23 protein-coding genes are annotated in these 25781 nt (G+C 47.0%); 12 read left to right on the top strand and 11 right to left on the bottom strand.

What is annotated here, in order from left to right; genetic code table 11:
* Positions 1–102: 102 nt before the first annotated feature.
* The 4 genes from ACYVD4_RS00665 to ACYVD4_RS00650 form a co-directional block, all read right to left on the bottom strand.
* A complete protein-coding gene (locus tag ACYVD4_RS00665; RefSeq protein ID WP_460941684.1) occupies positions 103–597 on the bottom strand; it encodes a hypothetical protein in 495 nt (164 codons plus the stop codon).
* A gap of 93 nt (positions 598–690) precedes the next feature.
* Positions 691–948: a hypothetical protein gene (locus tag ACYVD4_RS00660; RefSeq protein WP_460941683.1), complete on the bottom strand. Its 258-nt coding sequence runs from the start codon at positions 946–948 to the stop codon at positions 691–693.
* A gap of 85 nt (positions 949–1033) precedes the next feature.
* Complete coding sequence (locus ACYVD4_RS00655; RefSeq protein ID WP_460941682.1) at positions 1034–1489, bottom strand: hypothetical protein; 456 nt, start codon at positions 1487–1489, stop codon at positions 1034–1036.
* 130 nt (positions 1490–1619) lie between these two features.
* The gene (locus ACYVD4_RS00650) at positions 1620–2264 is read right to left on the bottom strand and encodes a hypothetical protein (protein ID WP_460941681.1); all 645 of its coding nucleotides are present in this window, start codon (positions 2262–2264) and stop codon (positions 1620–1622) included.
* Positions 2265–2500: 236 nt separating this feature from the next.
* Here ACYVD4_RS00650 and ACYVD4_RS00645 point away from each other — a divergent pair, with 236 nt between their 5' ends.
* Together ACYVD4_RS00645 and ACYVD4_RS00640 are read left to right on the top strand one after the other, a co-directional pair.
* Positions 2501–5515, top strand: coding sequence for a sensor histidine kinase (locus tag ACYVD4_RS00645; protein WP_460941680.1), 3015 nt, complete (start codon positions 2501–2503; stop codon positions 5513–5515).
* A 6-nt stretch (positions 5516–5521) separates the two neighbouring features.
* Complete coding sequence (locus tag ACYVD4_RS00640) at positions 5522–6325, top strand: LytR/AlgR family response regulator transcription factor (RefSeq protein ID WP_460941679.1); 804 nt, start codon at positions 5522–5524, stop codon at positions 6323–6325.
* Between the two features lie 83 nt (positions 6326–6408).
* On the opposite strand, the gene ACYVD4_RS00635 is transcribed toward ACYVD4_RS00640, so the two are convergent.
* The 5 genes from ACYVD4_RS00635 to ACYVD4_RS00615 all read right to left on the bottom strand — a co-directional run bounded on the left by ACYVD4_RS00635 (position 6409) and on the right by ACYVD4_RS00615 (position 8356).
* On the bottom strand, positions 6409–6759 hold the full coding sequence (locus tag ACYVD4_RS00635; RefSeq protein ID WP_460941678.1) for a hypothetical protein: 351 nt from the start codon (positions 6757–6759) through the stop codon (positions 6409–6411).
* 2 nt (positions 6760–6761) lie between these two features.
* Positions 6762–7112 carry a hypothetical protein gene (locus ACYVD4_RS00630; protein ID WP_460941677.1) on the bottom strand — a complete coding sequence of 117 codons (351 nt, stop codon included), beginning with the start codon at positions 7110–7112 and terminating at the stop codon, positions 6762–6764.
* A gap of 117 nt (positions 7113–7229) precedes the next feature.
* On the bottom strand, positions 7230–7571 hold the full coding sequence (locus tag ACYVD4_RS00625; protein ID WP_460941676.1) for a hypothetical protein: 342 nt from the start codon (positions 7569–7571) through the stop codon (positions 7230–7232).
* A gap of 39 nt (positions 7572–7610) precedes the next feature.
* Positions 7611–7973, bottom strand: a complete 363-nt coding sequence (locus ACYVD4_RS00620) for a hypothetical protein (RefSeq protein WP_460941675.1) — start codon at positions 7971–7973, stop codon at positions 7611–7613.
* A gap of 218 nt (positions 7974–8191) precedes the next feature.
* Complete coding sequence (locus ACYVD4_RS00615) at positions 8192–8356, bottom strand: hypothetical protein (RefSeq protein WP_460941674.1); 165 nt, start codon at positions 8354–8356, stop codon at positions 8192–8194.
* 202 nt (positions 8357–8558) lie between these two features.
* Between ACYVD4_RS00615 and arfB the strand changes: the two genes are divergently transcribed.
* The 10 genes from arfB (at position 8559) to ACYVD4_RS00565 (ending at position 23582) form a co-directional block, all read left to right on the top strand.
* Entirely contained in the window at positions 8559–8960 is a 402-nt protein-coding gene (gene arfB, locus ACYVD4_RS00610) for an alternative ribosome rescue aminoacyl-tRNA hydrolase ArfB (protein ID WP_460941673.1), read from the top strand.
* 31 nt (positions 8961–8991) lie between these two features.
* Entirely contained in the window at positions 8992–10449 is a 1458-nt protein-coding gene (locus ACYVD4_RS00605) for a sulfatase family protein (RefSeq protein ID WP_460941672.1), read from the top strand.
* Positions 10450–10584: 135 nt separating this feature from the next.
* Positions 10585–12297: a GMC oxidoreductase gene (locus ACYVD4_RS00600; protein WP_460941671.1), complete on the top strand. Its 1713-nt coding sequence runs from the start codon at positions 10585–10587 to the stop codon at positions 12295–12297.
* Between the two features lie 12 nt (positions 12298–12309).
* Positions 12310–13209 (top strand): TIM barrel protein, encoded by a 900-nt coding sequence (locus ACYVD4_RS00595; protein ID WP_460941670.1) that lies wholly within the window; start codon positions 12310–12312, stop codon positions 13207–13209.
* A 292-nt stretch (positions 13210–13501) separates the two neighbouring features.
* Positions 13502–14140, top strand: coding sequence for an RNA polymerase sigma factor (locus ACYVD4_RS00590; protein WP_460941669.1), 639 nt, complete (start codon positions 13502–13504; stop codon positions 14138–14140).
* 71 nt (positions 14141–14211) lie between these two features.
* Positions 14212–15330 (top strand): FecR family protein, encoded by a 1119-nt coding sequence (locus ACYVD4_RS00585; RefSeq protein ID WP_460941668.1) that lies wholly within the window; start codon positions 14212–14214, stop codon positions 15328–15330.
* Positions 15331–15540: 210 nt separating this feature from the next.
* Positions 15541–18936 (top strand): TonB-dependent receptor, encoded by a 3396-nt coding sequence (locus ACYVD4_RS00580; RefSeq protein WP_460941667.1) that lies wholly within the window; start codon positions 15541–15543, stop codon positions 18934–18936.
* An 18-nt stretch (positions 18937–18954) separates the two neighbouring features.
* On the top strand, positions 18955–20460 hold the full coding sequence (locus ACYVD4_RS00575) for a RagB/SusD family nutrient uptake outer membrane protein (RefSeq protein WP_460941666.1): 1506 nt from the start codon (positions 18955–18957) through the stop codon (positions 20458–20460).
* 102 nt (positions 20461–20562) lie between these two features.
* The gene (locus ACYVD4_RS00570; protein WP_460941665.1) at positions 20563–21192 is read left to right on the top strand and encodes a 3-keto-disaccharide hydrolase; all 630 of its coding nucleotides are present in this window, start codon (positions 20563–20565) and stop codon (positions 21190–21192) included.
* A 110-nt stretch (positions 21193–21302) separates the two neighbouring features.
* Positions 21303–23582, top strand: coding sequence for a DUF7133 domain-containing protein (locus tag ACYVD4_RS00565; RefSeq protein ID WP_460941664.1), 2280 nt, complete (start codon positions 21303–21305; stop codon positions 23580–23582).
* Between the two features lie 343 nt (positions 23583–23925).
* On the opposite strand, the gene ACYVD4_RS00560 is transcribed toward ACYVD4_RS00565, so the two are convergent.
* Both ACYVD4_RS00560 and ACYVD4_RS00555 read right to left on the bottom strand, forming a co-directional pair.
* Complete coding sequence (locus ACYVD4_RS00560) at positions 23926–24927, bottom strand: ligand-binding sensor domain-containing protein (RefSeq protein WP_460941663.1); 1002 nt, start codon at positions 24925–24927, stop codon at positions 23926–23928.
* Between the two features lie 7 nt (positions 24928–24934).
* Positions 24935–25501: a hypothetical protein gene (locus ACYVD4_RS00555; protein WP_460941662.1), complete on the bottom strand. Its 567-nt coding sequence runs from the start codon at positions 25499–25501 to the stop codon at positions 24935–24937.
* Positions 25502–25781 lie beyond the last annotated feature (280 nt).

The following is a 25781-nucleotide window of genomic DNA, read 5'->3' as shown; positions in this document are numbered from 1 at the left end:
TACGTAGTGCCGGTTTGGCTTTAAAAGCGGAGCCAATAGCCCTAAAATCGGCAGGATTTAGTAATAGGTAATGAAGAATGAACCAGCCAAATGCATTGAGTCTTACAGTTGCGGCAGTTTGCGGAGGTTCAACGTGTATTCCCAGAAGCGAATGTCGGCCTGACTCTGGTATTGAAAAATAACCCAGAAAATGCCGTATAAAAGCACCAGTGGAAAAAAACAATCGAATAAAATTACAATGTCGCCACTACGTAGTGCTTCCCGTAAACCTGTGAAAATATAGAGCAAACACGGAAAGCCAAACAATACCGTCGCAATAATGAAAATTGTGTGCGGAACGAGGGTGAGGTTCACTAACGTTTGGCCGTCCTGCACCTTATATGACCCATGTACGGTAGGGGCGAGGCTTTGTTTCTTTAACTTACCAGATGTTTTTCGAACCGAAAAATCATACTGACTAACTTCGCCATAATAAGGTTTTGAACTCAAAATACTAAATCCTGTAATGACATTAGCGTCAAGTTTTTGCTGGATTTCAGAAGGAGAAATAGGAGTTTGATATGAAAATTGTCGATAAAGCAGTAAGGAGGTCATCATTGTTAAAAGAGGTAAAGCGTTCCGGTGCTTATATAAGTTACTTGTACTGATTGATTTGTCTCAGAAAATTTCCTGCTATCTGAAACAAACTTATTACGCTGCTTTAGAATTGTTGAGCAAGTAGTGTCTGATGATCCAATCTTCGGCCTGCTGGTTCGAAACTTCGCCCAGTGATGTTACGTAGGCTTTCTGAAAATCAGGTTCATTCTTCAAAAAAATATGGAATCCTTCACCCTGAAAAGCCCCGGCTTCTAAAGGTGATTTCTGTAAAATATCCTGCCGCTCCTCGCTCGAAAGAAGTCTGATTTTCTTGTTGAGTCGGTATTGGGCCATGAATTTCCAGAACCACATATAAAAGCCACAAGGCAAATGAATCTACGTTAATCAGTACAATTATGCTACGTATTTTCGGAATAGAGCCGTATTACGTAGCGAGTTAATAAGATTGAGGATTGTTGGAATCATAGGGCTGATTTCGGCCCGATGTGTGTTGGCGGATAGTTGCCATGTAGCGGTGTGGCAACGTAATGCGGGTGTTGTCGGCGTTGAAAACAACGGTTGCCTGAAAAAGCAAATGCTGTTCCCGAATATCGTGAATGACGTGCCAGGGAATCAGAATAGGTGAATGGCCTAAGCTAAACACCTTCATCACGCCCAGATAAATGCCCTGATCGGTGCAGGCAACCTTTAGCACACCATTGTAATTAACAAAACCCATACGGCCAAACACATTTGAATCGTAGCCACTTCTCATCAGCTCTGTCCGGTATTTTCGGGCCAGTTCCTGCCAGCCGCTCAACGTTGAGAGCAGGTAAATTATTCCTGACCACAAGCCTGTAAAAAAAATGCAGAAACCTACAATAATCAGAAGTATCAGGACAGACGATTTCATAGGTATATAGGTTAGGTATAAATTTCTATCAATCAGACCGTTGGCTTATTACCTGAATAAATTTAGAAGATTATTCTGGCTATAGAACCAACGACTACGAATGAGCATGTTAAGGAATCGTATTTGTTAGTTAACGGCTAAATAACTGAATCATTTTCAAGACAATATTGGCCCGTTTCATAACCTGTGAAGCCTTGCTCTGGCGCTCATCGAAATAGATTTTGCCGTCTTTTTCCAACCATTCATACCCGGTTTCCGGATCGACACCGATGTTATAACGATTCAGGAAAAACCAGCAAAGCACGCCAATAAGAAAGAAAATTCCGACGCCCACGTATAAACCCATTCGGTCTCCGAGGTAGCGGTCGAACGAAATCTTGGCCACCACTAAGTTTTGATTATCAACGTAGTAAATGTCGATAACTTCACCAACTTGCCAACTGCTCCACTCTTCGGCTGAGACGTAGCGTGATGTAGTGAGCGTATCTAGTTGATGGTGCGTAACCGCAGCCACTACGTTAATTTCATTATCGGGGCTGCCCGATGTGCTGGATTTTACCTGCTTTTTAGAAATGATGGTTGCTTTGAGCAACTGCCCTTTTTGCTGAATAGCTTTATCGATAAGACTATCTTCGTAAATCCAGTAGCCAGCCGCCAGACTCACAAACGTAAACAGGCTGAACATTCGGAAGCCCAACGACCTGAACCGACGTAATACGAAGTAGTAATACAGTAATAAACCAGTGCCAATACAGATATAGGTTAGGGAGTTCATGAGGTTGTTTACATTACGTTGATTAAGTATTTCTTTTAGTACAAAATTATTTTTACCTACCTGCGCGTTATCCACCAAATTTATATTTGGCTGTACCAGACAAAAAAGCGGCAGAAACGAATTTGTAGCTGGTTAAAAACGGCGAAATATGATTTTACCGGATAGAGTTAGCGGTGGGTAACCGACTTGCACGAATGCTGAAAATGTCATTATCTTGCTCGCCTAAGCGTCTACTAATGAGATTTTTATTGCTGATTGGGTTGCTTTTGGTAAACTTCCGGGAAGCTACTGCGCAATTACCCAATTTTAATTTTGAACATATATCAACTAAAGAAGGCTTGCCTTCCAATAATGTCTGGTGTACGGCCAAAGACAAGCAGGGTTTTCTCTGGATTGGCACATCACGCGGTGCATATCGGTTCGATGGCTATCGCTACGACACTGCCGATTCGCTTAAGAGGGGCTATTGTTCGGGTATTTCGGTGGATTCGAAAGGGACAATTTACATATCGCTCGATACGCAGGGCTTGTGCGTGGTTGACCCGAAAACGCTTCTCGTTAAAACAGTTCTAAAAAACAATTACACCGATGCCGAGGCTAGTAACGATTTACATGAGCAAGTCTATGTCGATTCGAAAGATCAAGCGTGGCTTTGCGATTATACGGCCATAAAACGCTATGATCCGAGCACTGGAAAGCTTCACCAGTATGCAATGGCATCGAAAGAAGTTCATCAGTACGCCAGCTTTCTGGAAGATGCGAACCATAACTTGTGGATAATTTCAGAGATAGGCTTTTATCAGTACGACCGTAAGCAGGATAAGATTATCTGTTTGTATGGCGAAGAAGCCGTTACAAAAGAGAATCGAATCAAAATTGGATTTAGCCACGCTTTCGAAGATCATACTGGCGCTATCTGGTTATGTGCGTTCGATAAAGGGTTAGTTTGTTTCAAACCCACCGATCAGTCATTTGTTCTGCACAAAAAAGGGCTTGAAAACCAGACTATTATTTGTGGGATTGAATCGCACGACGAAAACGGGAAGCGTGTTTTGTTTGTCGGTACAACCAACGGCGTTATTGTACTTTATCCTGATACGGGGCAATCCTATCGCTTAACTGAGTTTTACAATAAAGGCATCCATATCAAACGCATCATGGATGATAAAGAAAATGGCGTTTTGTGGTTCAGTACGTTGGATGGCCTTTATAAATACCGCTACCGAAATCCGGGTATACGTACGGTTAACTTACCCGCCAACGTAGTAACGCTGCCCGTTGGCATTAATAGCATTATTCAGTATTCGGCTGATACGTATTTTCTGGGCCTTTCTCATACCGGTGTACTTCGCTGGAAATCGTCGACCAATCAGTTCAATCTGCTACGTTATCCGGTGTCAACAGCTACACATCGATTACGATTGATGGGTGGACAATTGTATGCATTTACAAGTCAGGGTATTTTTAGGAATGACCTGACCCATAATCAATTCGAACCGCTTCGGCAACTCACAAAAGCGTTCACAACAACCGAATTTACAGACGGCCTCCTCGACCGGAAAGACCGACTCTGGATTGCCAACGTAACCGAAGGAATAAAGGTATTAAATCCGCAAACCGGCCAGCCCTATACGCTCTGGAATAAAGAAACCGGCGCCAAACTCTTTCGAAATAATTCGGTGAAAGTGATGCAGGAGGGAGCTGACGGAAAGGTCTGGATTGCTACGTGCTCGAAGGGGTTATTCTTTTTCGATGAAGCCACCGCCAGTTTTGTGGACGTAGAACGAATGTCTATTAATAAAGGACAGGCACTGGGAGGGTTGTGTATCAATGACTTGCGGTTGAGCGACGATAAGTCAATTCTGATTGCCAGTTGGGGCGGAGTTAATAAAATAGCGCCTTCGGGCAAGCTGGTTACTACGTTCGATTTTCATCATCCAAGCGTCAACGATACGTATTGCAGTAATATCTGCGAAGATCAGAGTGGTAACCTGTGGTTTAGCACCAACGAAGGTGTTCACATTGCCAACCCTAAAAAGAATATCGTTAACCGACTCACAACCATCGAAGGATTATACAATAACTCACCGTCGGGGTTTTTGTACAACCAGCAGAAAGAACTGATTCTCGGCTATACAAACGCCCTGAATATTCTGGATATCAATCACCTGAATATTAATAAAATACCACCACAGGTGGCTGTGAGTTCAGTGGCAGTGCAAGGCCGACGACTCGAGCAGGACATTTCGAATGGTATTACCATTGAGCCCGACGAGAATGCTGTTACGTTACATTTCTCGACATTGAATTTTGAGCCTATTTCTCGTAACGTATATCGCTATCAGTTGGCTGGTTTCGATGATAAGTGGATTGATCTGGGGAGCCAGAATACCGTTTCGTTCGCCAATCTTGCGCCCAAAACTTACACGTTGAACGTACTGGCCGGAAACAGCTTTGGGTTATGGAGTAAGAAACCGATGGTTGTAAAACTGACCATTAAACCGCGCTTTCACGAAACCTGGCTTTTCAAAGGGTTAGTTACGTTGCTAACTGGTTTTGTGGTTTTTGGTGTGATACGCTGGCGGGTTAGTACGCACAATGAACGGAATCGACTTGATTTGCAGATTGCTGAACTACGGCTGAAAGCGTTACAGTCGCAAATGAACCCGCATTTTCTGTTCAACTCGCTTAACTCTATTCAGAATTATCTGCTCAACAATCGGGGTGTTGAAGGGGCCAAATACCTGTCGAAATTCTCCAAACTGGTACGTCGGATTATGGAAAATTCCAATCATCCATACTTACGGTTCGAGCAAATTATCGAGACGTTGAAAATGTACGTTGAGATTGAATCATTTCGGTTCAATCATGAATTCAGATACGAATTTGATATTGATGAGGACGACGTATTGCTATCTGCGCAACTTCCGCCGATGTTGTTGCAACCGTATGTTGAAAATGCAATCTGGCACGGGCTGATGCCGAAAGATGGTGAGAAAAAACTCAAAATTTCGGCACGGGCGCAAAACGATCACATCATCTGTATCATCGAAGATAATGGCGTAGGCCGTACTCTAACACCCCGCCGGGAAGGGCACATATCGCGCGGTCAGGAAATGACGAAGGGAATTTTTGAGTCGCTACGTTACAAAAGCAGCAAAGCACGCCTGGAAATAATTGATTTGTTTGACAATCAGAACCACCCCGTCGGAACGCGGGTCGAACTCTTACTACCAATCGAAAAAGTCTGAAAAATTATGGAAACGCTACGTGCCGCCATCATCGACGATGAGGCCAATGCCCGCCAGGCCCTGATCAGTTTACTCCGGCTTCTTTGCCCGGACGTAGTGGTTTGTGGAGAGGCTAAAAACGTCGATACAGGAATCGAATTGATCAAAAAAGAAAAACCGAATCTGGTTTTTCTTGATATTCAGATGCCGGGGAAAACGGGTTTTGATTTACTGTCGAGTTTCGAGAAAATTGATTTTGGTGTCATTTTCACAACGGCTTATCAGGAATATGCCGTGAAAGCATTTCGATTCAGCGCGATCGACTATTTGCTCAAGCCAATTGATCCCGACGAGCTTTTATCGGCAGTCGATAAGTTTAAATCACAGCAGGATTCGGTGAATCCACAGCAGTTGAAAATTTTACAGGAACACATCCAGAATCCGCAGCCATCCGGCCTAAAACAACGTACTCGCAACGACAATCAACGTATCGCGTTGCCCACATCGGAAGGAATTCATTTTGTACAAATGAGCGACATTATTCAGTGCGAATCGTTAGGGTCGTATACCAAATTTCATTTGGTGGGTAATAAGCCTATTGTGGTGTCGAGACTCTTGAAGGAGTACGAAGAAATTCTGGATAATTTTTACTTTTTTCGGGTACATCAGTCCAACATCGTGAACCTCGAACACATTAAACGCTACGTTAAAGGTGATGGCGGACAAGTGTGGCTGAGTGATAGTTCGGAAGTGGAAGTATCGCGCCGACGTAAAGAAGAGTTTCTGGAACTACTTTCCGATTTCTATGTCAATTCGGGTAAGATAAGCTGAGGTGAAACACCCCACCCTAAATCTGCTCTCTATGCGGGAGGGATTTAGGGTGGGGTGTTTCAGATAGATGCAATCACGTTAAACTACGTATGACTTAGCTGGCCCGCCATTGATTTTAGTGCTGCCGATAGCCCTTCGAGCCGGGGAGCTATGTCGCCTTCCGAACCCATAAACGTACTGAATTCGGCCGTTTGCGTAGCCAACATCGTCAGTAGATCAGCGAGTTCGTCTTTTCGAATCTCATTACTTTCCAGTTGTGTTTTTACCTGTTCAAGCGTATCGGCAATTTCTGTGGCGTTATCGGTTTGCCGGAGTTGCTCAAGCCAGCTATCGATAACACCTTTGCCACTTTGAGGAGTTGTACCCGCAACTTCGCCTTCCAACACATCCATAGTCATGTCGAGAAGGGTGGTTGATTGTTCGTGAGTTAGCATAATTAAATCTGGCTGGTAAAATTACGTAAGGCATTAGCCAAGTGTTTCAATTCGTCGGCGGTAGTAGAACCAACGGCAGGTTCATGCGAAAGGGCCAGCGTATGACTTGCCATGCTCAGGAGCAAATGCCGAATTTTCTCATTGTCATACTGGCCGGTTTTCAGATGATCGCGCAGGGCTTCTACTTCGGCCAGAATGCGTTCGGCTCCTACATCGCCCGGCAAGGCATTAAGCCAGCCTTCGAGTAGTAGTATGCCTTGTTCGGCGGAGATTCTTGTCTGATGGCCATCGCCTAGCGCACCCAACGTATCGTTGAGCATACGATGTTCAAGGGTTGTTCCGGTTCCTTCCATAATTTGTAGTGAATTAATTGATTAGAAATTGAATGGATAATGGAGTTAGAAGAATGGATAATGTAAATACGCAGAACATCTTTTGGTTAAGGGCTGACATTCTACATTATCCATTGTTCATGAAATAAGTCCGCGTAGTATTTTCGAAAGGCTTTCCAGGCCGCCAGTCCAGGTGCCTTCTGAGTTCGAATCGCTGGCGATGGCTTCGGTTTTATCGGCCAGGCCGTGCAGCAGATCACGGATGTAGGTTTTATCGGGCTGATGGGCCTGAATAGCCGTACGCAATTCATCGAGCAGCCCTTTTATCTGATCCAGATTAGGATCGCCCTGTAAGGCCTGCTGCCAGCCATCAATGAGCAAAACGCCTTCCGATGGCGACAGACCTTCGTCGTTGCTATTGCGGAACATCGCCAGCGTATTGCTGAGCATGTTCTCTTCTATTCTGTTTGAGCTTATCATAAAAGCCTGATTAATAAAGAATGGCCTTAGCGTATTACGTTACGACCGGGTATCTACAATTTGTAAACCTGCCAACTGACGTAGTGTTGTGGCCAGGTTTTCCAGCTCACTAGCCAATTGTTCAGATGTACTTGAACCCTGCGCAACCTGCGACGTATGATCAGCCAGACTGAAGAGCAATTCCCGTACGTGGTCGGCATCGGGCTGGTTGAGTTTCAGTTCATCTCGGAGTTCGTGAAGTTTGCCTTTGATCAATTCAGTTTGATCGTTACCGTCAATAACCTTTAGCCAGCCGTCGATCAATTCCAGCCGGTCGGGTGTCGATTCTGAGCTAGTATTGCTTGAGTCTGTCAGGCTGGCTGTCTGTTCAAATAGTCGCTGGTTTAATGCATGAGAAGCCATAATACGTTGAGTTTAAATAGATCGATACAAGGGTACTCCTGATAACCATCATACCAATCGGTTCATGGTTGTTGTATAGTCAATAACTTGGTGAGCGGGTGGTTTGTTTGGCTCTAAAAGTAGGAATGCTGGCAACCAATAAGCAGCGGCAATGACAGGAATAATGGCTTTTACATTGCCACCGCTTTCTAACAATTGCCACCGTTTTCTAACAAAGGCTAGTATTGAGAACGCCCTCCCGATTGTGGAGTTGCTGTATCGCCGGTACCTCCCGAAATTCCCGAACCGCTGATTCGCGACGTATCGCTACGTGACCGCGTTGACGAACTATCGGGTTCCGTTTTTAAGAAACTTGATCTAACTATCAATAAGAGATGCGGCATCTGTTGGCGATACGTTAGTTACACGCCATTGAAGGCCTTTGTTGTACTATCAATCAAGTTTGAAGCATGCTGGTCAATAGCTATAGGAAGGTAATTTTTATATTCTGAACAACAGAATACCGTTAGTTTTGTGGAAAACGGACCCACTTTGCCATTGTTCAACGGTTGTTTGGTAAAGGGGCGCGTATGACACTGACCAGTTATGGATACAATTCGTTTACAGCCCGAACTTAGATACCAGTTTGCTCGCAGCGGTGGAGCTGGTGGACAGAATGTGAATAAAGTGTCGACGAAAGCCGAGCTTCGTTTCGATGTTCGGAATTCAGCCTTACTGACCGATGAAGAACGGGCCACTTTGGAAGAAAAACTGGCCAATAAACTTACCTCCGAGGGTGAGTTGCTGCTCACGCACCAAACCGAGCGAACGCAACTGGCCAACAAAGAGAAAGTGACGCTGAAGTTTTACAAACTCATCGAAAAAGCGTTCGCAAAACCGAAGCCACGCAAGGCGACCAAGCCCTCAAAAACATCTATTGAAGAACGTATTGCAGGGAAAAAGCGAAAAGGTGACGTGAAGGCGACCCGAAAAAAAGTTGATTTTTGATAGAGTATCTCTTCCCGCAATATCATTCGCTATGATACGTATTCCGCCCCGTTCGCTTCGCTTGTTGGCAAGTGTTGTTACGTTAATAGGTCTGGGCCTGCTAGTCAGTGCCTGGGTTAAGAAGCCTGCACCAACTACACCGAACGTAGTGCTTTTCTTTATGGATGACATGGGCTACGGCGATTTGTCGGTAACGGGCGCGCTCGATTACACCACGCCCAACCTCGACCGGATGGCGGCCGAAGGCTCACGGTTTTCCAATTTTCTGGCAGCACAGGCGGTTTGTAGTGCATCGCGGGCTGCGCTGATGACAGGCTGTTATCCAAACCGATTGGGGGTTTCGGGCGCATTTGGGCCTAATTCGCTTGTTGGGTTGAACCCAAACGAAGAAACATTAGCCGAATTGCTGAAAGAGAAAGGGTATGCAACGGGTATTTTCGGGAAGTGGCATCTGGGCGATAAAAAAGAATTTTTACCCCTCCAGCAGGGTTTCGATGAATATTATGGTGTCCCCTATTCGCACGATATGTGGCCGCTGCATCCTAATCAGGCCAATGCGAACTATCCGTCTTTGAGCTGGATTGAAGGCAATGAAAAGAAGCAGGAAATCAAGAATCTGGATGATGCAAGCCAGATTACGTCGACCGTGACCGAAAAAGCGTTGTCCTTTATTCGTAGGCACAAGAGCAAGCCCTTCTTTCTGTACGTACCGCACCCACTGCCACACGTACCGCTGGCGGCTTCGGCGAAGTTTAAAGGGAAAAGTACACGCGGAATTTTTGGCGACGTAATAACCGAACTCGATTGGTCGGTGGGTCAAATTATGAATGAGTTGAAGCAGCAGGGCGTCGATAAAAACACGCTGGTCATTTTCATCAGCGACAATGGCCCCTGGCTCAACTATGGCGATCACGCCGGGTCAACAGGCGGCTTCCGGGAAGGCAAAGGAACATCGTTCGAAGGTGGGCATCGAGTGCCTTGTCTGGTACGTTGGCCGGGTGTTGTACCGGCTGGGCGGATCAGCAACAAGCTTCTGACCACAATGGATATTCTGCCGACAGTGGCTAAACTATGCGGGGCGCGTTTACCTAAACAACGTATCGACGGCGTTGACTGGATAGCCTTATTGAAAGGTGATAACAACGTAACACCCCGCCAAAACTTTTACTATTACTACCGGAAAAATAGCCTGGAAGCGGTTCGCCAAGGCGACTGGAAACTGATTTTTCCACATCCCGGACGCACCTACGAAGGCTTTTTGCCGGGCCAGAATGGTAAACCCGGCCCTCTCACCGAAACCCACGAATTTGCCAGTGCGTTGTACGATCTCCGTCGTGACCCCGGTGAGCGCTACGATGTCAAAGAACAACATCCCGAAATTGTTGCTACGTTGGAAAAACTGGCCGAAGAAGCCCGCACCGACCTCGGCGATGAGTTACAGAAACGTATCGGCGCCAATGTTCGCCAGCCCGGACGTATCAGCCAGTAAGGTATGTTTTGATTAGCCCCATAATGCTACGTCCTTTCGCTTAGAAAGTCATACAGTAAAAGAAGCTATTGTCACATAGGTAGATAATGGCTTCTTTGCTTTTATAAGTAGAACGCTGATAGACGTTTAGTATTAATGAGTTATTTATCAATCGACAGCCGGAAAGAACGCACCTTTGATGCCATCGTTGTCGGAACGGGGATGAGTGGAGGATGGGCTGCCAAAGAGTTAACTGGCAAAGGTCTTCGCACACTTGTTCTCGAACGTGGGCACGACGTTAAACACGTAACGGATTATCCGACCACGATGATGCAGCCGTGGGAATTTGAACACCGGGGCGATGTGCCGTTGGCGATCAAAAAAGACTATTCGATTACGAGTAAAAATTTTGCATTTCGGGAAGAAACCAGGCATTTTTTTACGAAAGATGCGGAACAGCCTTATATTCAGGATAAACCCTACGACTGGATTAAAGCCTATCACGTCGGTGGACGTTCGTTGCTCTGGGGACGGATGACACAGCGGTGGAGCGATCTGGATTTTGAAGGGCCCGCGCGAGATGAATACGCCACAGATTGGCCAATTCGCTACGTTGACATTGCGCCCTGGTATAGCCACGTAGAGAAATTTATTGGCGTTACGGGCAATCGGGATGGCATACCACATTTGCCCGACGGCGAATTTTTACCGCCTATCGAAATGAGTTGCGTGGAAACCTATTTCCGCGAAAAAATGGATGCTACGTATCAAAATCGACACGTAATTATCGGCCGGGTAGCGCATCTGACGCAGCCAAAACCTATTCATTTGCAACAGGGTCGTGCCAAATGCCAGCACCGTAATTTGTGCGACCGGGGTTGTCCATACGGTGGTTATTACAGCAGCAATTCATCGACATTACCTTGGGCCGCTCGGACCGGAAAGATGACGCTACGTCCTGATTCCATTGTGCATTCGGTGATTTACGACGAAGCAAAAAAACGGGCCATAGGCGTGCGGGTGATCGACGTACATACGCATGAAATGACGGAATATTACGCCCGGATTATTTTCATGAATGCGTCGACCATGAACACGAACCTGATTCTGTTGAATTCAACTTCGAATCGGTTTCCGAATGGGTTGAGTAACGACCATGACGTACTGGGGAAATTTGTAGCCTTTCATAGTTATCGGGGCCGTATCTACGCGGATTATGACGGTTTCTCCGATGTCAGAACCGACGGGCAGCGACCAAATCAGTGTTACATCCCCCGGTTTCGGAATCTCCATAAGCAGGAAACCGATTTTCTTCGGGGATATGCAACTGCCTTTTCAGCAGGCCGTTCGACTGCGCAAAGTAGCGAAGGCGTCGGTGCTGATTTGAAAGCAAATTTACTGAATCAGGAATACGGCCCCTGGAACATTGGCGCGAGTATGATGGGCGAAACCATTCCGAAAGAGGTTAGTCGCGTACGGCTTGATTCATCGTTGAAAGACCCTTATGGTATGCCGCAGCTACGTGTTTCGGTGGCCTACGACGATAACGATACCAAAATGCTGAACGACTTTTTTGACCAATGGTCGGAGATGTATACTACTGCCGGATTTACGAACATCCGTCGGGTCGATACCAAACGAACGCCGGGTAACGAAAATCACGAAATGGGTGGTGCCCGAATGGGCAAAGATCCTAAAACGTCGATGCTGAACAAGTGGAATCAACTGCATAGCTGCCCCAACGTATTTGTAACCGATGGTGCCTGCATGACCTCTACATCGACACAAAATCCGTCATTGACGTACATGGCCCTCACGGCCCGCGCTGCCGATTATGCCGTAAAACAATTGAAAGCCCAAAACCTATAAAATTGCCTTGATATGACTACCCGCCGAACTTTTCTGAAAACCTCTATTGGCCTTGCCGGAGCTACTACGTTGGGTTTTTCGTTTGCCGATAAACAGCCGCGTTTGGCTTTTTCGACGCTGGGATGTCCCAAATGGACGCTGGATCAGATTCTCAAAACGGCCAGTTCTGAAGGCTACGAAGCTATTGAAATCAGAGGCATTCAGGGGGAATTATTTCTGCCGAAATGCCCGGAGTTTAGCACGCCCACAAAAATTGCCGAAACCCGGAAACGCTTTACCGATAGTAACGTAAAAGTCTGCAACCTCGGCGCATCTACCAATCTGCACATCATGGACCCCGCCAAACGGGAAAAGAATATGGATGAAGCCCGGCAGTTTATCGATCTGGCACAGCAGCTTTCGTGCCCTTACGTGCGGGTGTTCCCGAACGATTTGCCGAAAAATCAGGATCGTGAACAGACCATAAATCTGATCAGCGAAGGGCTTTCGGAACTTGGGCACTACGCGCAAAAAGCGAACGTAACGGTGCTGCTCGAATCGCATGGCGAAGTGATCTGGAAAGATATTTTACTACGTATCATGAAACAGGCCGAACAGCCAAATGTGGGCCTGATTTGGGATATTTTCAATATGTGGTCAGTGACGAAAGAGCCACCCAAAGAAGTGTATCAGACGTTGAAAAAATACATTCGCCATGCACACATCAAAGACGGAAAACTCGTCGACGGGAAGCCGCATTATACGTTTGTTGGTCAGGGAGAAGCGCCACTCAAAGAAGCCATCGACTCACTGAAAGAGGGTGGTTATGCCGGTTATTACAGTTTCGAGTGGGAGAAAATGTGGCATCCCGAAATAGCTGAACCCGAACTCGCCTTCGCCGATTATCCCAAATCAATACGTCGCTATTTTTAAGAAGATTCCTGTTTGATGGAAGATTGGTTTGTCACAGACAGCATCTTTCTGTCTGTGTTTTAACGTACTATCAGTACTATAGATAGCCTACGGCTACGCCAGCAATATGCTGTATGTGACAGACTATGTATCTATTAACTAACGTATTAAAACGCTGACCTACTTGCTATTGACTAAGTAAAATAATTTTTGTACAATACTGAGTATTATTTGAATTATCGCTCCTATTAACAGGCAGTTGATGAATAAAACTGCTCGTTTCGAATGCAATTCCGGTAAATTTTAGGAGCGTATGCTGAAATCTGACCTGAGCCAACAAGCGCCGAATGCGTGGAAAAAAACCGACGAAACGTTGCTCTGGCAGCAATTTCGGGAAGGACAAGCCGATGCTTATCAGGCAATGGTACAGCATTTCTATCGCGAATTACATTTCTACGGTGGCCGTTTCACCCGCGATTCTGATCTGCTGAAAGATTGCCTGCAAGATCTGTTTCTGGACTTGTGGACGTATCGGCATAAGATTATCCAGACGAATTACATTCGACCGTATCTCTACAAATCACTACGTCGGAAAATATACCGGGAACTGATGCGTCATTCGGCTGTTGTCAGCGAAGAATCTGTTATGTTCGATGATGTCAGTTCGGAGGAAATTACCGCAGAACAGGCGCTGATACGTACCGAGTTGTCAGAATATCAGACGGCCCGACTAAACGCATTGCTGGCTCAACTCTCAGACCGGCAACGGGAAGCCATTCACCTGAAATTTTACGCCGAACTCTCGAACGACGAAATCGCGGATATTCTGGCGGTCAATAAACAATCGGTAGCGAATCTCCTGCATCGGGGATTGAGCCGACTGCGCGAAAGCTGGCCGTCGTTGTTATCGCTGCTGACGGGTTGGCTGTTAAGCGAATCATTTTCGAAATAATCGTTCAGCACTGAGTATCAGTCGCTCACTACGTTCCTATTAACAACCGATTGATATGGCTCATCCGCGCTATGAAAACGTATAAGCACTATAAAACCGAAGATTTTCTGACCGATAGCTGGTTTCTGGCCTGGGTAAAACACAATCAGCCCGAAGCCCGACAGTTCTGGGAAGAATGGCAACAGCAAAACCCTGACCAGCGCGATACGTTGCTGTTGGCGAAAGACATGGCCGAAGCACTGAAAAATCGACCGCATGCATTGTCGCCTGAGCAGGAACAGCTTGAAGTTGAGCAAATTGTTCGCATGTCTCGCCATGTGCCAAATCAGCTTCCGCAAACGGTTTTCAGGACTATCTGGCGTTCGTATGGCTGGGCGGCAGCCGCGCTGGTATTACTCGTTGCAGGAGCTGGCTGGTGGGCAATGCAGAACCGTATGTTGCCAACAAGTAACGCGCTCCAGAACGACGTAGCGGATACACATAAACCGCTACGTAGCGACTGGGTAAATCAGGCCAACGGTACGTCGCAGCCGGTACGTATTACGTTGCCAGATGGCAGTAAGATGACGCTCATGGCGAACAGTGAGGCTTCTTACCCCCGGCAGTTCGATGCAGAAAAACGCGAAATTCATCTAAAAGGCGACGCCTTGTTTTCGGTGGTTCATGAAGGGAAACGGCCTTTTCTGGTCTATAGCGGTACGTTGGTAACGCGGGTGCTTGGTACGCAGTTTCGGGTAAAAGCTCGTCCGGGCGATAGGCGTATGACGGTATCGGTAATTTGCGGGAAAGTGTCGGTTATGGATCGGAAAGATTGGAACCGAACCCAGACATCGCCCGTCAATGCCAAAGCTGGGGTGGTGCTGACTGCCAATCAGCAGGTGACATACGATGCTACGTTGAAGAGTTATCTGAAAGATCTGGTGCCTAAGCCAATGGTTGTTGCCGGAGCGTTGGGGAGTCCGGAAACGTTTCATTTCGACGACACACCCGCAACCACCGTTTTTGAACGATTGAAAAAAGCGTATGGTGTAGAAATTATTTATGATCCGTCGGCACTTCGACATTGTACGCTGACGGCATCGCTGGCCGACGTATCGTTGTATGACCAGCTTCAGCTACTGTGTGCATCGATTGGTGCTACGTATGAAGTGGTCGATACGCGCATCATCATTACCAGTAAAGGCTGCTAAGCGAATGAATAATGGATAATGTACAATGAATAATTCTCTTATTCACAGTACGTCTTCCATTGGTCATTAAACATTACCCATTTTTCATTAAAAAGCCCGCTGTGCTGCAACACAACGGGCCGAATCGGACCAGTCTGGCGGCAATTTCGGGCCACCGCCAACTGGTGTAGCTACTCCTTTGCCCGGAATAACTAGACCTACCCCCAAGTTATGTACAAGTTTACAAATCACGAAACGATTCGGCTGGTTATGCGACTTTCGCTACTCCAATTGTTGCTAACGATTGTACTGATCAACGGCGTTCTTGCTGCTAATGCACAAGAGCTTCTCGATCAGCGGGTGAGTGTGCGGCTCGACAACAACACAGTTCGGCAGGCCCTGCAAACGCTCGAAAAAACAGCAGGTATCAAGTTTGTTTACAGTCGGCAGATTGTGCAGATTGATCGGAAAATATCGCTGGCCGCTACCGACGAAAAACTGGCTAACGTATTGGATCGCTTGCTGAAGCCGCTTCAACTTCGCTACGTAGTGACTGGTAGTCAGATTGCTATTGTTCCGGGATCGGTACCAGAACCAGCAAACAGTTCGCCAGAATCGTCGGCAATCGCGCCCGTCGAATTTGCCGACCGAACTATTACCGGAACCGTGAAAAGCGAGACGGGCGAAGGTATGCCCGGTGTTAGCGTGGTGGTGAAAACAACATCAAGGGGCACGACAACGGATGCCGACGGAAATTTCAAATTAATCGTTCCCGAAGGAATTGCGAGCGACGCTGCGTTTACGCTGGTTTTTTCGTTTGTCGGTTATGCCAAACAGGAAGTAGCAGTTGGTAATCGGACGGTGCTGGATGTTCAACTGGTTCCCGATCAGAGTTCGCTGGCCGAAGTGGTTGTGGTTGGCTATGGCACGCAGCAGAAAGAAGACATTACGGGAGCCATTGCTACGGTTCCGGCTAAAGAACTGAAAGATCCGCCGGTTGGTCAGGTTGCGCAGATGTTGCAGGGGAAGATGGTGGGTGTACGTATCGATCAGGTAACGGGTCGGCCCGGCGAAGGCATGAATATCAAAGTGCGCGGTTCGGTGTCGATTACAGCCGGAGCGAATCCGCTATACGTAGTGGATGGTATGCCGATAACGGGCGATATCAACACCATCAATCCCGCCGAAATTGAAAGCATCAGTGTGTTGAAAGATGCGGCTGCGTCGTCGCTCTATGGCTCTCGGGCAGGAAACGGGGTAGTGCTTATTACCACAAAATCGGCGAAAGCGGGTAAAACACAGATCGATTTTAACGCCTATTACGGATTTCAGCAGATTCCCGACGCTCGGAAACTGAAAATGATGAACGCGGAAGAATACGCTCAGTTTCAGAAAGAAATAGCTGAATTGAATGGCCGTCCGGTTAATGCGGTGTTTCAGAATCCTGCCCAATATGCGGGGAAAGGTACCGACTGGTACGACGTAGTGACCCGAACAGGTGCCGTTCAGAGTTATAATCTGACGCTCAGTTCTGGCTCGAAAAACTTCCTGACTACCGTAACGGGCGGTTATTTTAAAGAAGATGGCGTTGTTAGAGGTACGGGTTTCGAACGGTTGTCGTTACGTGTCAATACTGTATTTACGCCTACCGACCGTATTCGGGTTGGCTTTAACGTAGCACCGAACTATGCCGTCAATCGCAACTTTCCGACCGATGGTAACCCCTATGGTTCTGAAAATATCGTTTCCTCTGCTCTGTCGACGAGTCCGTTGGCCAGCCCCTACAATGCCGATGGTAGTCTGACCCTAACGGCCTCCGATCCCGCTTCGTTTGGCAACCCGAACTGGTTGCGGGTAGCCGAAGAGAAAGTGTATCAGAACAAAACGCTCGGGCTGCTGTCGAATGCCTATGTTGAATACGAAATCATTAAAGGGGTCAAGGCCAAAACGACGGCCAATGTACAACTAGGCAACAACAACATTTTCCAGTTCAACCCATCGACCATAGGCGTCTTGTTTACCCCGCCACCCCGTATTCCAAGCGGTTCCGAAAATACAACCCGTTCATATAACTGGGTCAACGAGAACTCATTAACGTATCAGACGGAGGTAAATGGTCATGCTATCGACGCGCTGGTTGATTTTACGGCGCAACGGTCACGTAGCGACAATACGTTGGTGTCGGCAACCAACTATCCCGACGATAAAATTCAGGCTGTCAGTGCCGCCGGGCGGGTTGTGGTAACCAACAACGTACAGGAATGGGCACTGCTTTCGCTACTGGGGCGGTTGAATTATAGCTACAAGAATAAGTATTTGCTAACCGCATCGATTCGGCGGGATGGTTCGTCGCGGTTTGGGCCAAACAATCGCTGGGGGAATTTTCCGTCGGCGTCGGTTGGCTGGATAATTTCGAAAGAAAACTTCTTCCGAGTAACCCCCATCTCATTTATGAAACTTCGGGCAAGCTACGGCTTAACCGGTAATTTCGAGATTGGTAATTACACATTCCGCACTACGGTTGGACCGACCTATTATCCATTTGCCAATGCGTTGTTTCAGGGGCGGGCCGCCAACAATCTGGGTGATAATAACTTAGGCTGGGAACAGAAGAAACAGTTCAACATTGGTGCCGATGTGTATCTACTCAATGACCGTATTCAACTGACGTACAATTACTACCGTACCATTTCCAGCAATTTGCTCTATAACGTATCGGTGCCGGTTTCGTCGGGATTCAGCAGCATTCAAACCAATATCGGCGAGTTGAAATTCTGGGGGCATGAAATCGGAATCAATACCGTCAATATTCGCAAGAACCGCTTTAGCTGGAATACAACTCTTAATCTGTCGTTCGACCGGAACCGGGTCGAGAAACTGTCGTCGGTAACGGCCCTGTATCATGGCATGACCAGCTACGGATTTACCAGCCATATTTCGCAGGTCGGTTCGCCGGTAGGGCTGTTCTGGGGAGCTGTTTGGGATGGAGTGTACCGGAATCAGCAGGATTTCGATAACTCGCCCAAATACTCTGACTCGCAGGTGGGTACCATCAAATTCAGGGATTTGAATGGCGACGGAAAAGTTACGTTCCCCGAAGATTACACCACCACCGGTACGCCCTGGCCGAAGTTTATTTTCGGCTTAACTAACCAACTCAACTACCGCAATATCGACTTTGGTCTGACCATTACCGGAAGCTACGGCAACCAGATTCTGGCGCACTACGAAAACTGGCTCACCAATCTCGACGGCCCATTCAACGTATTGCAGGAAGTGAAAAACCGCTGGAAATCGCCATCTGATCCGGGCGATGGTAAATACGGCAGTGTGCAGCAGGGCACTACGTATCTGGAGCGCGACCGTTGGAGCACACGTTATCTGAAAGATGGTAGTTTCCTGTCGTTCAAAAACATTACGGTAGGGTATACGTTGCCGCTGAACGTAAAAGCGATACGTAGTCTGCGCGTCTACAGTAGTATTCAGAATGCCTGGGTAATTACCAAATATCCCGGCAATCCGGAGGTTAGTACGCGCAATTCGAGCAGTGGTAGTTCGCCGGGTGTCGATGAAAATTCCTATCCCGTTCCACGAACGATCAGTTTCGGTGTCAACATTGGTCTCTAAACACGAAAGACAGCCATCATGAAAAATAAACTTATCGTTATTGGTATCCTGTTTCTGGCGCTCAGCTCCTGCCGGAATTTTCTGGACGTAACGCCCGAAACCTCATTGTCGGCCGATAATTTTTATAAGACGCAGCAGGATTTTGAACAAGCCGTGGGTGGTGTTTATGCACCGCTTCAGGGGCTTTATAATCAGGATTGGGTGCTAAACGAAATGCGGTCCGACAATACGTTCTTTATCTACAACATTGCCCAGCGTGGGGCCAAGCAGCAGGAAGACCCCGCTACGTTCACGGTAGAAACCAACAATACGTATACGTTGGGAAAATGGACGAACAATTACCTGATTGTTTCGCGGGCCAATCAGGTACTGAAAACCATTGATGCCGCTACGTTCGATCAGACGGTTAAAAACAATCTGAAAGGGCAGGCTTTGTTTCTGCGGGCGTACGCGTATTTCGATCTGGTGAAAAATTTTGGTGGTGTACCGCTCTTTCTCGATCCTGCTACGTCGTATCAGACAACGTTTAAGAGCCGGGCTGACGTAGCGGAGGTTTACAAACAAATTATTGCCGACGTCAGCGAAGCCGCCAAACTACTTCCGGCACAGGCGTCGGCGGCTGGTCGTGCTACGTCGGGAGCGGCTCAAACCTTGCTGGCCGATGCTTACATCAATCAGAAATCGTGGCCCGAAGCTGAAACGGCCCTGAAAACAGTTGCTACGTTGGGTTACAGCCTGTTGCCTATCTACGCCGATATTTTCAAGCCGACGAACAAGGGTAATAAAGAAACCATTTTTGATATACAGTATGCCGAAGGAACGTCGCAGGCTATTTTCAACAGTTTGCCCTATCTGTTCATTCCGATACTGGCCGATCCGTCTATATTGACAGGGGTAAAACCAGCTACGCAGCAGACGTATGGCGGTTTTAACGTACCAACGCCCGACTTGCTGAAGGTGTATGAAGATACGATCAAAGATCAGCGGTATGCGGCTTCCATCGGGTTTTATACCGGCCCATCGCCGTTGATTGGCGTTACGTATAATCGGACGCCTTACATCAAAAAATTCTTACATCCGCATTCAGTTTATAATCAGACGGCAACCAATGGCCCGGTTTATCGGTATGCCGAAGTGCTGCTGATGCTGGCCGAAGTTGTGAATGAGCAAGGTCGTACGGCGGATGCGGTTGGTTATCTGAATCAAGTGCGGGCGCGCGCAGGACTCAATCCGCTAACGGCCAGCAATCAAACGGCGTTGCGTGCCAGTATTCTAAAAGAACGGCAAATTGAGTTGGCTTTTGAGAATAAACGCTGGCACGATCTGGTACGTAGTGGTCAGGCTGTGCAGGTGATGTCGGCGTTTGGCGCACGGGTGAAAGCCAACCCACAGACGTATTATTATCCGGCTGGTGGAGCGCCCATCGCTACGGCCTTCAACGTAACAGAGCGCGATTTACTGTACCCGATTCCGGTGAGTGAAATTATTACCAATCCCGACCTGAAACAAAATCCGGGGTATTAACCGATTCGAGTAGATATGAATGGAACACAGATTCTTATGATTTCTTTGATTTATACGGATCATGAAAATCTGTGTTCCATTAACTCCTAAGCAGCACGTACTATGAAATCCTTCTTACACATAATCGCCTTATTCCTATTTGGTTTCTGGACAATGCCGGTTAAAAAAAGCGTCCGGCTGTTCGATGGTAAAACCTTCCGGGGATGGGAGGGTGATACGGTGAAAACCTGGCGTATTGAAAACGGTACTATTGCCGCCGGACAGCCCGGTGAGATGGTACCACACAACGATTTCCTGTGTACCACCCGCGAGTATGCCAACTTCGTGCTACGTCTGAAAGTCAGGCTAACGGGCACGAAAGGTTTTGTAAACGGCGGTATCCAGTTTCGGAGTAAACGACTGACCAAACCCGCTTACGAAATGATTGGCTATCAGGCCGATTGGGGCCCAAAGTATTGGGGAAGTCTGTATGATGAATCGCGTCGGAACGTAACGCTCGTTCTGCCCGACTCGGTGAAAATGACGAAATGGGCGAAATTAAACGACTGGAATAGTTACGAAATACGTGCCGAAAATCGTCGGATTCAACTGTATGTAAATGGCAACCAAACCGTCGATTATACCGAAAAAGATGCAGCTATTCCGCAATCGGGATTGATTGGCCTTCAGATTCACGGCGCGGGTGTTACGCAGGTGGCGTATAAGGACATTGAGATTGAAGAACTGCCTTAGATACTGGAATTTTACCACCCCCAACCCCCTCCTAAAACAGGAGGGGGTTGGGGGTGGTAAACCACTGGCAAAACATAAGTCAAATGGCTTCTTAACTTTTATAAAACAGAATGAAACGTACTTACTGGATTATCACGGTTTCCGTTCTCTCTGCGGTATTTTTCCTGACAGCTTATCAACGGACGGATAACAAACAAGAAGACCCGTTTGAAACGCCACGCACTGTCAGTCAGAACCCGAACACAGTGCCCTTATCGCCCGAAGCGAGCCTGAAAACGTTTCGTTTGCCGAAGGGCTATCACCTCGAACTGGTAGCCAGCGAGCCCATGATTTCGGAGCCTGTGGCGCTGGCCTGGGATGGTAACGCCCGCTTATACGTAGCGCAGATGGAAACCTACATGCAGACGGTGCTGGCCGACGGACAGGACGAACCCCACAGCCGGATTATGCTGCTGGAAGACACCAACGGCGACGGCAAAATGGACAAAAGTTCGGTCTTTATCGACAAGTTGTTGAATCCCCGCGCTATTCTCACAGTTGGGAAAGAATTGCTGGTCAACGAAACCAATTCGTATGATATTTACGCGTATCAGGACACGAACGGCGATGGGAAAGCCGATAAAAAAAGGCTGGTTTTTAAAAGTACTCGCAAAGCGTTTGGCAACGTAGAGCACCAACGTAGCGGTCTTGACTGGAACCTCGACAACTGGATTTACGAAACCATCGACCCCATTCGCTATCGCTATAAAAACGGCGTGCTGAAAGCCGATACGTTGCCTTATGCGGCTGGTCAGTGGGGGCTTACACACGACGATTATGGTCGGCTATTTTACAGTCGGGCGGCTGCGGGAGTCGCTGCGTCGGGCTTTCAGATCAATCCGGCGTATGGGCAGCTCGACTTTACCGATGCCTTTGAGGAAGGGTTCAATCGGGTATGGTCGTCTATAAAAACGCCGGATGTGAACGGTGGAGCCAAAACGCTACGTCCCGATAGTACGATGGAAATGTTTACGTCGATCTGCGGGCAATCCGTTTTCCGGGGTGATCGTTTACCGAAAAGCATTTTTGGCGATTATATCGTAGCCGAACCCGTAGCGAGGGTAATTCGTCGGGCCAACATCGAGAACAAAAACGGTAAAGTGCTTCTCTCGAATGTCTATCACGAAGATGAATTCATCACATCGACCGATATGAATTTCCGGCCCATCAACACGTATACCGGGCCAGATGGGTGCATCTATATTCTGGATATGTATCGGGGCATTATTCAGGAGTCGACCTGGGCGCAGCCGGGTAGTTATCTGTATGATCAGATCAAGAGCAAAGGACTCGATAAGAACGTAGCACGCGGACGTATCTATCGGCTGGTTTATGACGGTATGAAGCCCGGCCCTGCTCCCAAAATGCTCAATGAACCCACCGCCAAACTCGTTACGTATCTGGCCCATCCGAATGGCTGGTGGCGCGACAATGCCCAGAAAGAAATCATCGTTCGTAACGATAAATCGGTGGTTGCGTCGCTGAAACAGATTGCGTCAGGGAAAAAAGGTCTGTTAACTGAGCTGCCTTCCCCAATTACGCAAATGCACGCGCTATGGACGCTGGAAGGGTTGGACGCTCTCGATAAAAATCTGCTGCTGGCTACGTTGAACGACAGCGACCCAAATCTGCGCAAAACATCGGTCTGGCTCAGTGAACCATTCATTCGGGCCAACGATGGGGTAATGCTGGCGCAGTTAGATTATTTGAAAAAAGACACAAATTATGACGTACTGGCGCAGCTTTTACTATCACTGAACTACAGCCAGTCAGCGAAGGCGAAGGCTATCCGGCAGGATATTCTGGCCAGACACACCGACCACGTAGTGCTTTCGGGAATCGAACGGACGCTTAAAAAAGCCGAAGATGCCCGGAAAGTTGGCAATAGTAAACTGGCTGCGCTGAATGCCGACGACCGTAAACGCGTGTTGGAAGGGAGACAGATTTTTACGTCGTTGTGTGCTGCGTGTCACGGCGCACATGGCGAAGGAGTGCCCACTAAAATTGCCCCGCATCTGGCCGGAAAATTCAAATTGCTCGAAAACCGCGACGAGGTTGTCAAGATTATGCTTCACGGACTGACTGGCCCCATCGATGGCGTTACGTATCATGAACTCATGCCGCCGATGGGCATGAACAGCGACGACTGGATTGCTTCGGTATTGACGTTCGTTCGGCTGGAGTTGGGCATGCAAAGTTTCCCCGAAACGTCGCCGGGCTACATGAGTAATTTCGTGATCGTGAAACCCGAACAGGTCAGGAAAATCCGAGAACAAACCGCCAGCCGCGAAAAACCCTGGACGTGGGACGAGTTGATCAAAGAGCGGGATCTGGCCCGGCAGCGTAAATGATTATCAGATACAGATAGGTTGGTTATGAAAACGCCCGGTGGTTTCTGCCGGGTATTTTTGTGAAAGGTTACCAGCTAGGGAGTAAGGCTTATGTTGATTAAGAGGTGCTTCTGTGGAAAAGAGCGAATAATTCACGGTCATCCGTGATCGTCATTTATCAAGAAACCCGTCTGCTCTGGCAGCCCGATCGTAAACTCAAACGTATCGCTGTAAAAATGAAACGTAGATTTATGAGATGACAAATTGAAGTCCCATTTAACCCATGGGGTATTCTCTATAATACCTGCCAGTGGCGCACAAACAGGCGTTTTACGGAGCAATAACACTTTTTCATTTGATCACTTTACTTCTTAAAGTCGGTAATGGTTTTTCCGTCATACCGATACGCCCCACCTGAACCGAACCAAATACTGCCATCGTTAGCTTCTAAAATACCAAAAAGCATGGTTTTAGTATCGTCAGATTCTAATTCTACTTCGGTTACCGTGGGATTTTTGTTGGCCAAAGTATTGCCATCATACCGGAAAAGTGACCAACCCCAGTTCGTTTGTGAACTCGTCCAGATATTACCCTTTTTATCTTCGTAGACATAGGCAACTCCACGCTCGGTGAAATTGGTAAAGCTACTGCCGTCATAGCGCCAAAGCCCATACGGGCTACCCAGCCATATATTACCTTTTTTATCTTCGATGATCCTACGAACATTGATAAACGGAGCGCCATCATGAGTGAGAACGGTAAATGTTTTTCCATCATAATTATAGACATTGCCCCTGGTGGCAAACCAGAATTTCCCGGTTTTATCTTCAATAATGGAGTTAACATCATTATCATTCTTATTGGCCAATTCTGGTAACCCTTCATTCATTCTGTAATTTCGAAAGGATCTCCCATCGTAATGGCTGGCTCCGCTTAGCGTGCCGAACCAAATAGTCCCCGTTTTATCTTCATAGATATCAATAACCTGATTATCTGCAAGTCCTTCCTTGGTGGTAAAGTGTTGAAAGGATTTACCATCGTAATAATAAACCCCTTCACCAACCGTACTAAACCAGGAATTTCCTTTTCTATCTTCTAAAACCGAAAAAAAACGGGCTGAACTTACCTGACTGGTCACGTTGGTAAACGATTTTCCATCGTATCGAAAGACACCTCCAAAGGTTCCAATCCAAATATTACCCTTTCTATCTTGCTTAAGGGTACGCGTGATATGGCTAGGTCCGTAAGATGTACTTACCTCTTTGTGTTCGGACTTAATTGTGTCTTTGGGCTGATCAATTTTGCTCTGTGCTTTGGCGAAAGCGTAAAAAGCGAACAGCAAGACCAATGCACATATGTATTTCATGATTTACTTAGCAACCGCCTTTGCGAGGGGCACGTTTATACATTAGTTTACCATCTCGTTCTACATAGTCGCCCGATACTATTGGATATAAATACTTGGGCGCGTGCGATACACTATGGCTTCTTATAATTAGTTTGTCGTTAACTTTCAGACTATGCAATTGCTGAAATTCATTGTTAACGTTTAATAAATTCTTGTCTAACTTTTCCGACCCAAAACTAAGAATATAATCCTCGTCATTGATCTTCACCATCACTCCAAAACCTAATCGTGAGCCTACCGGAAGAGAAAGAGAGATTACAACAGCCTCCATATTGGTAAAAGCACTTATATGCTTCCTGATTTTAGCTTCACCGGCATACACTTTTTTACCTTCGGGCGATGCTTCCCATTTTTTATACCTTATACCATCTGGGGTAGCTTCCCATTTTTTTAAGTAATCTTTCCGTTCAGCAGCAGAGAGTGGCTTTGCGGTTGACTTTTTAGAAGCTTCATTTTTAATTTCACGATTAGCAAAAACTAGCCCGCTTACCACAACCAGTGGTAAGATCAGCATATAAATGACTTTTTTCATATTTTTTTAGTTTTAAAGGATTTCAACCACTGCGGTGGGCCGTAAAGCTAAAAGGTCTCTATCCTGTCGTCTGTTAATGGCCTGTAAAAGAATGTAAACGAAACGTAAAAGCTGCCGCTTTGGCGGTCCGATTTTACAGAATGCTGTAGATTTTTGCTCCTAAATAGATGGGTATATTGAATAAATAGGTTGCCTATGGAATGGTCGCACGAAACGCTCCATTTTGATACGCTGAAGCCTTCATCTATTCGCGTTGTAAACGGATACAGTTGACACGTGT

Source organism: Spirosoma daeguense (assembly GCF_054776875.1).
Note: the sequence above shows the minus strand (reverse complement) of the source record. Positions and strands in the feature narration are given on the sequence as shown.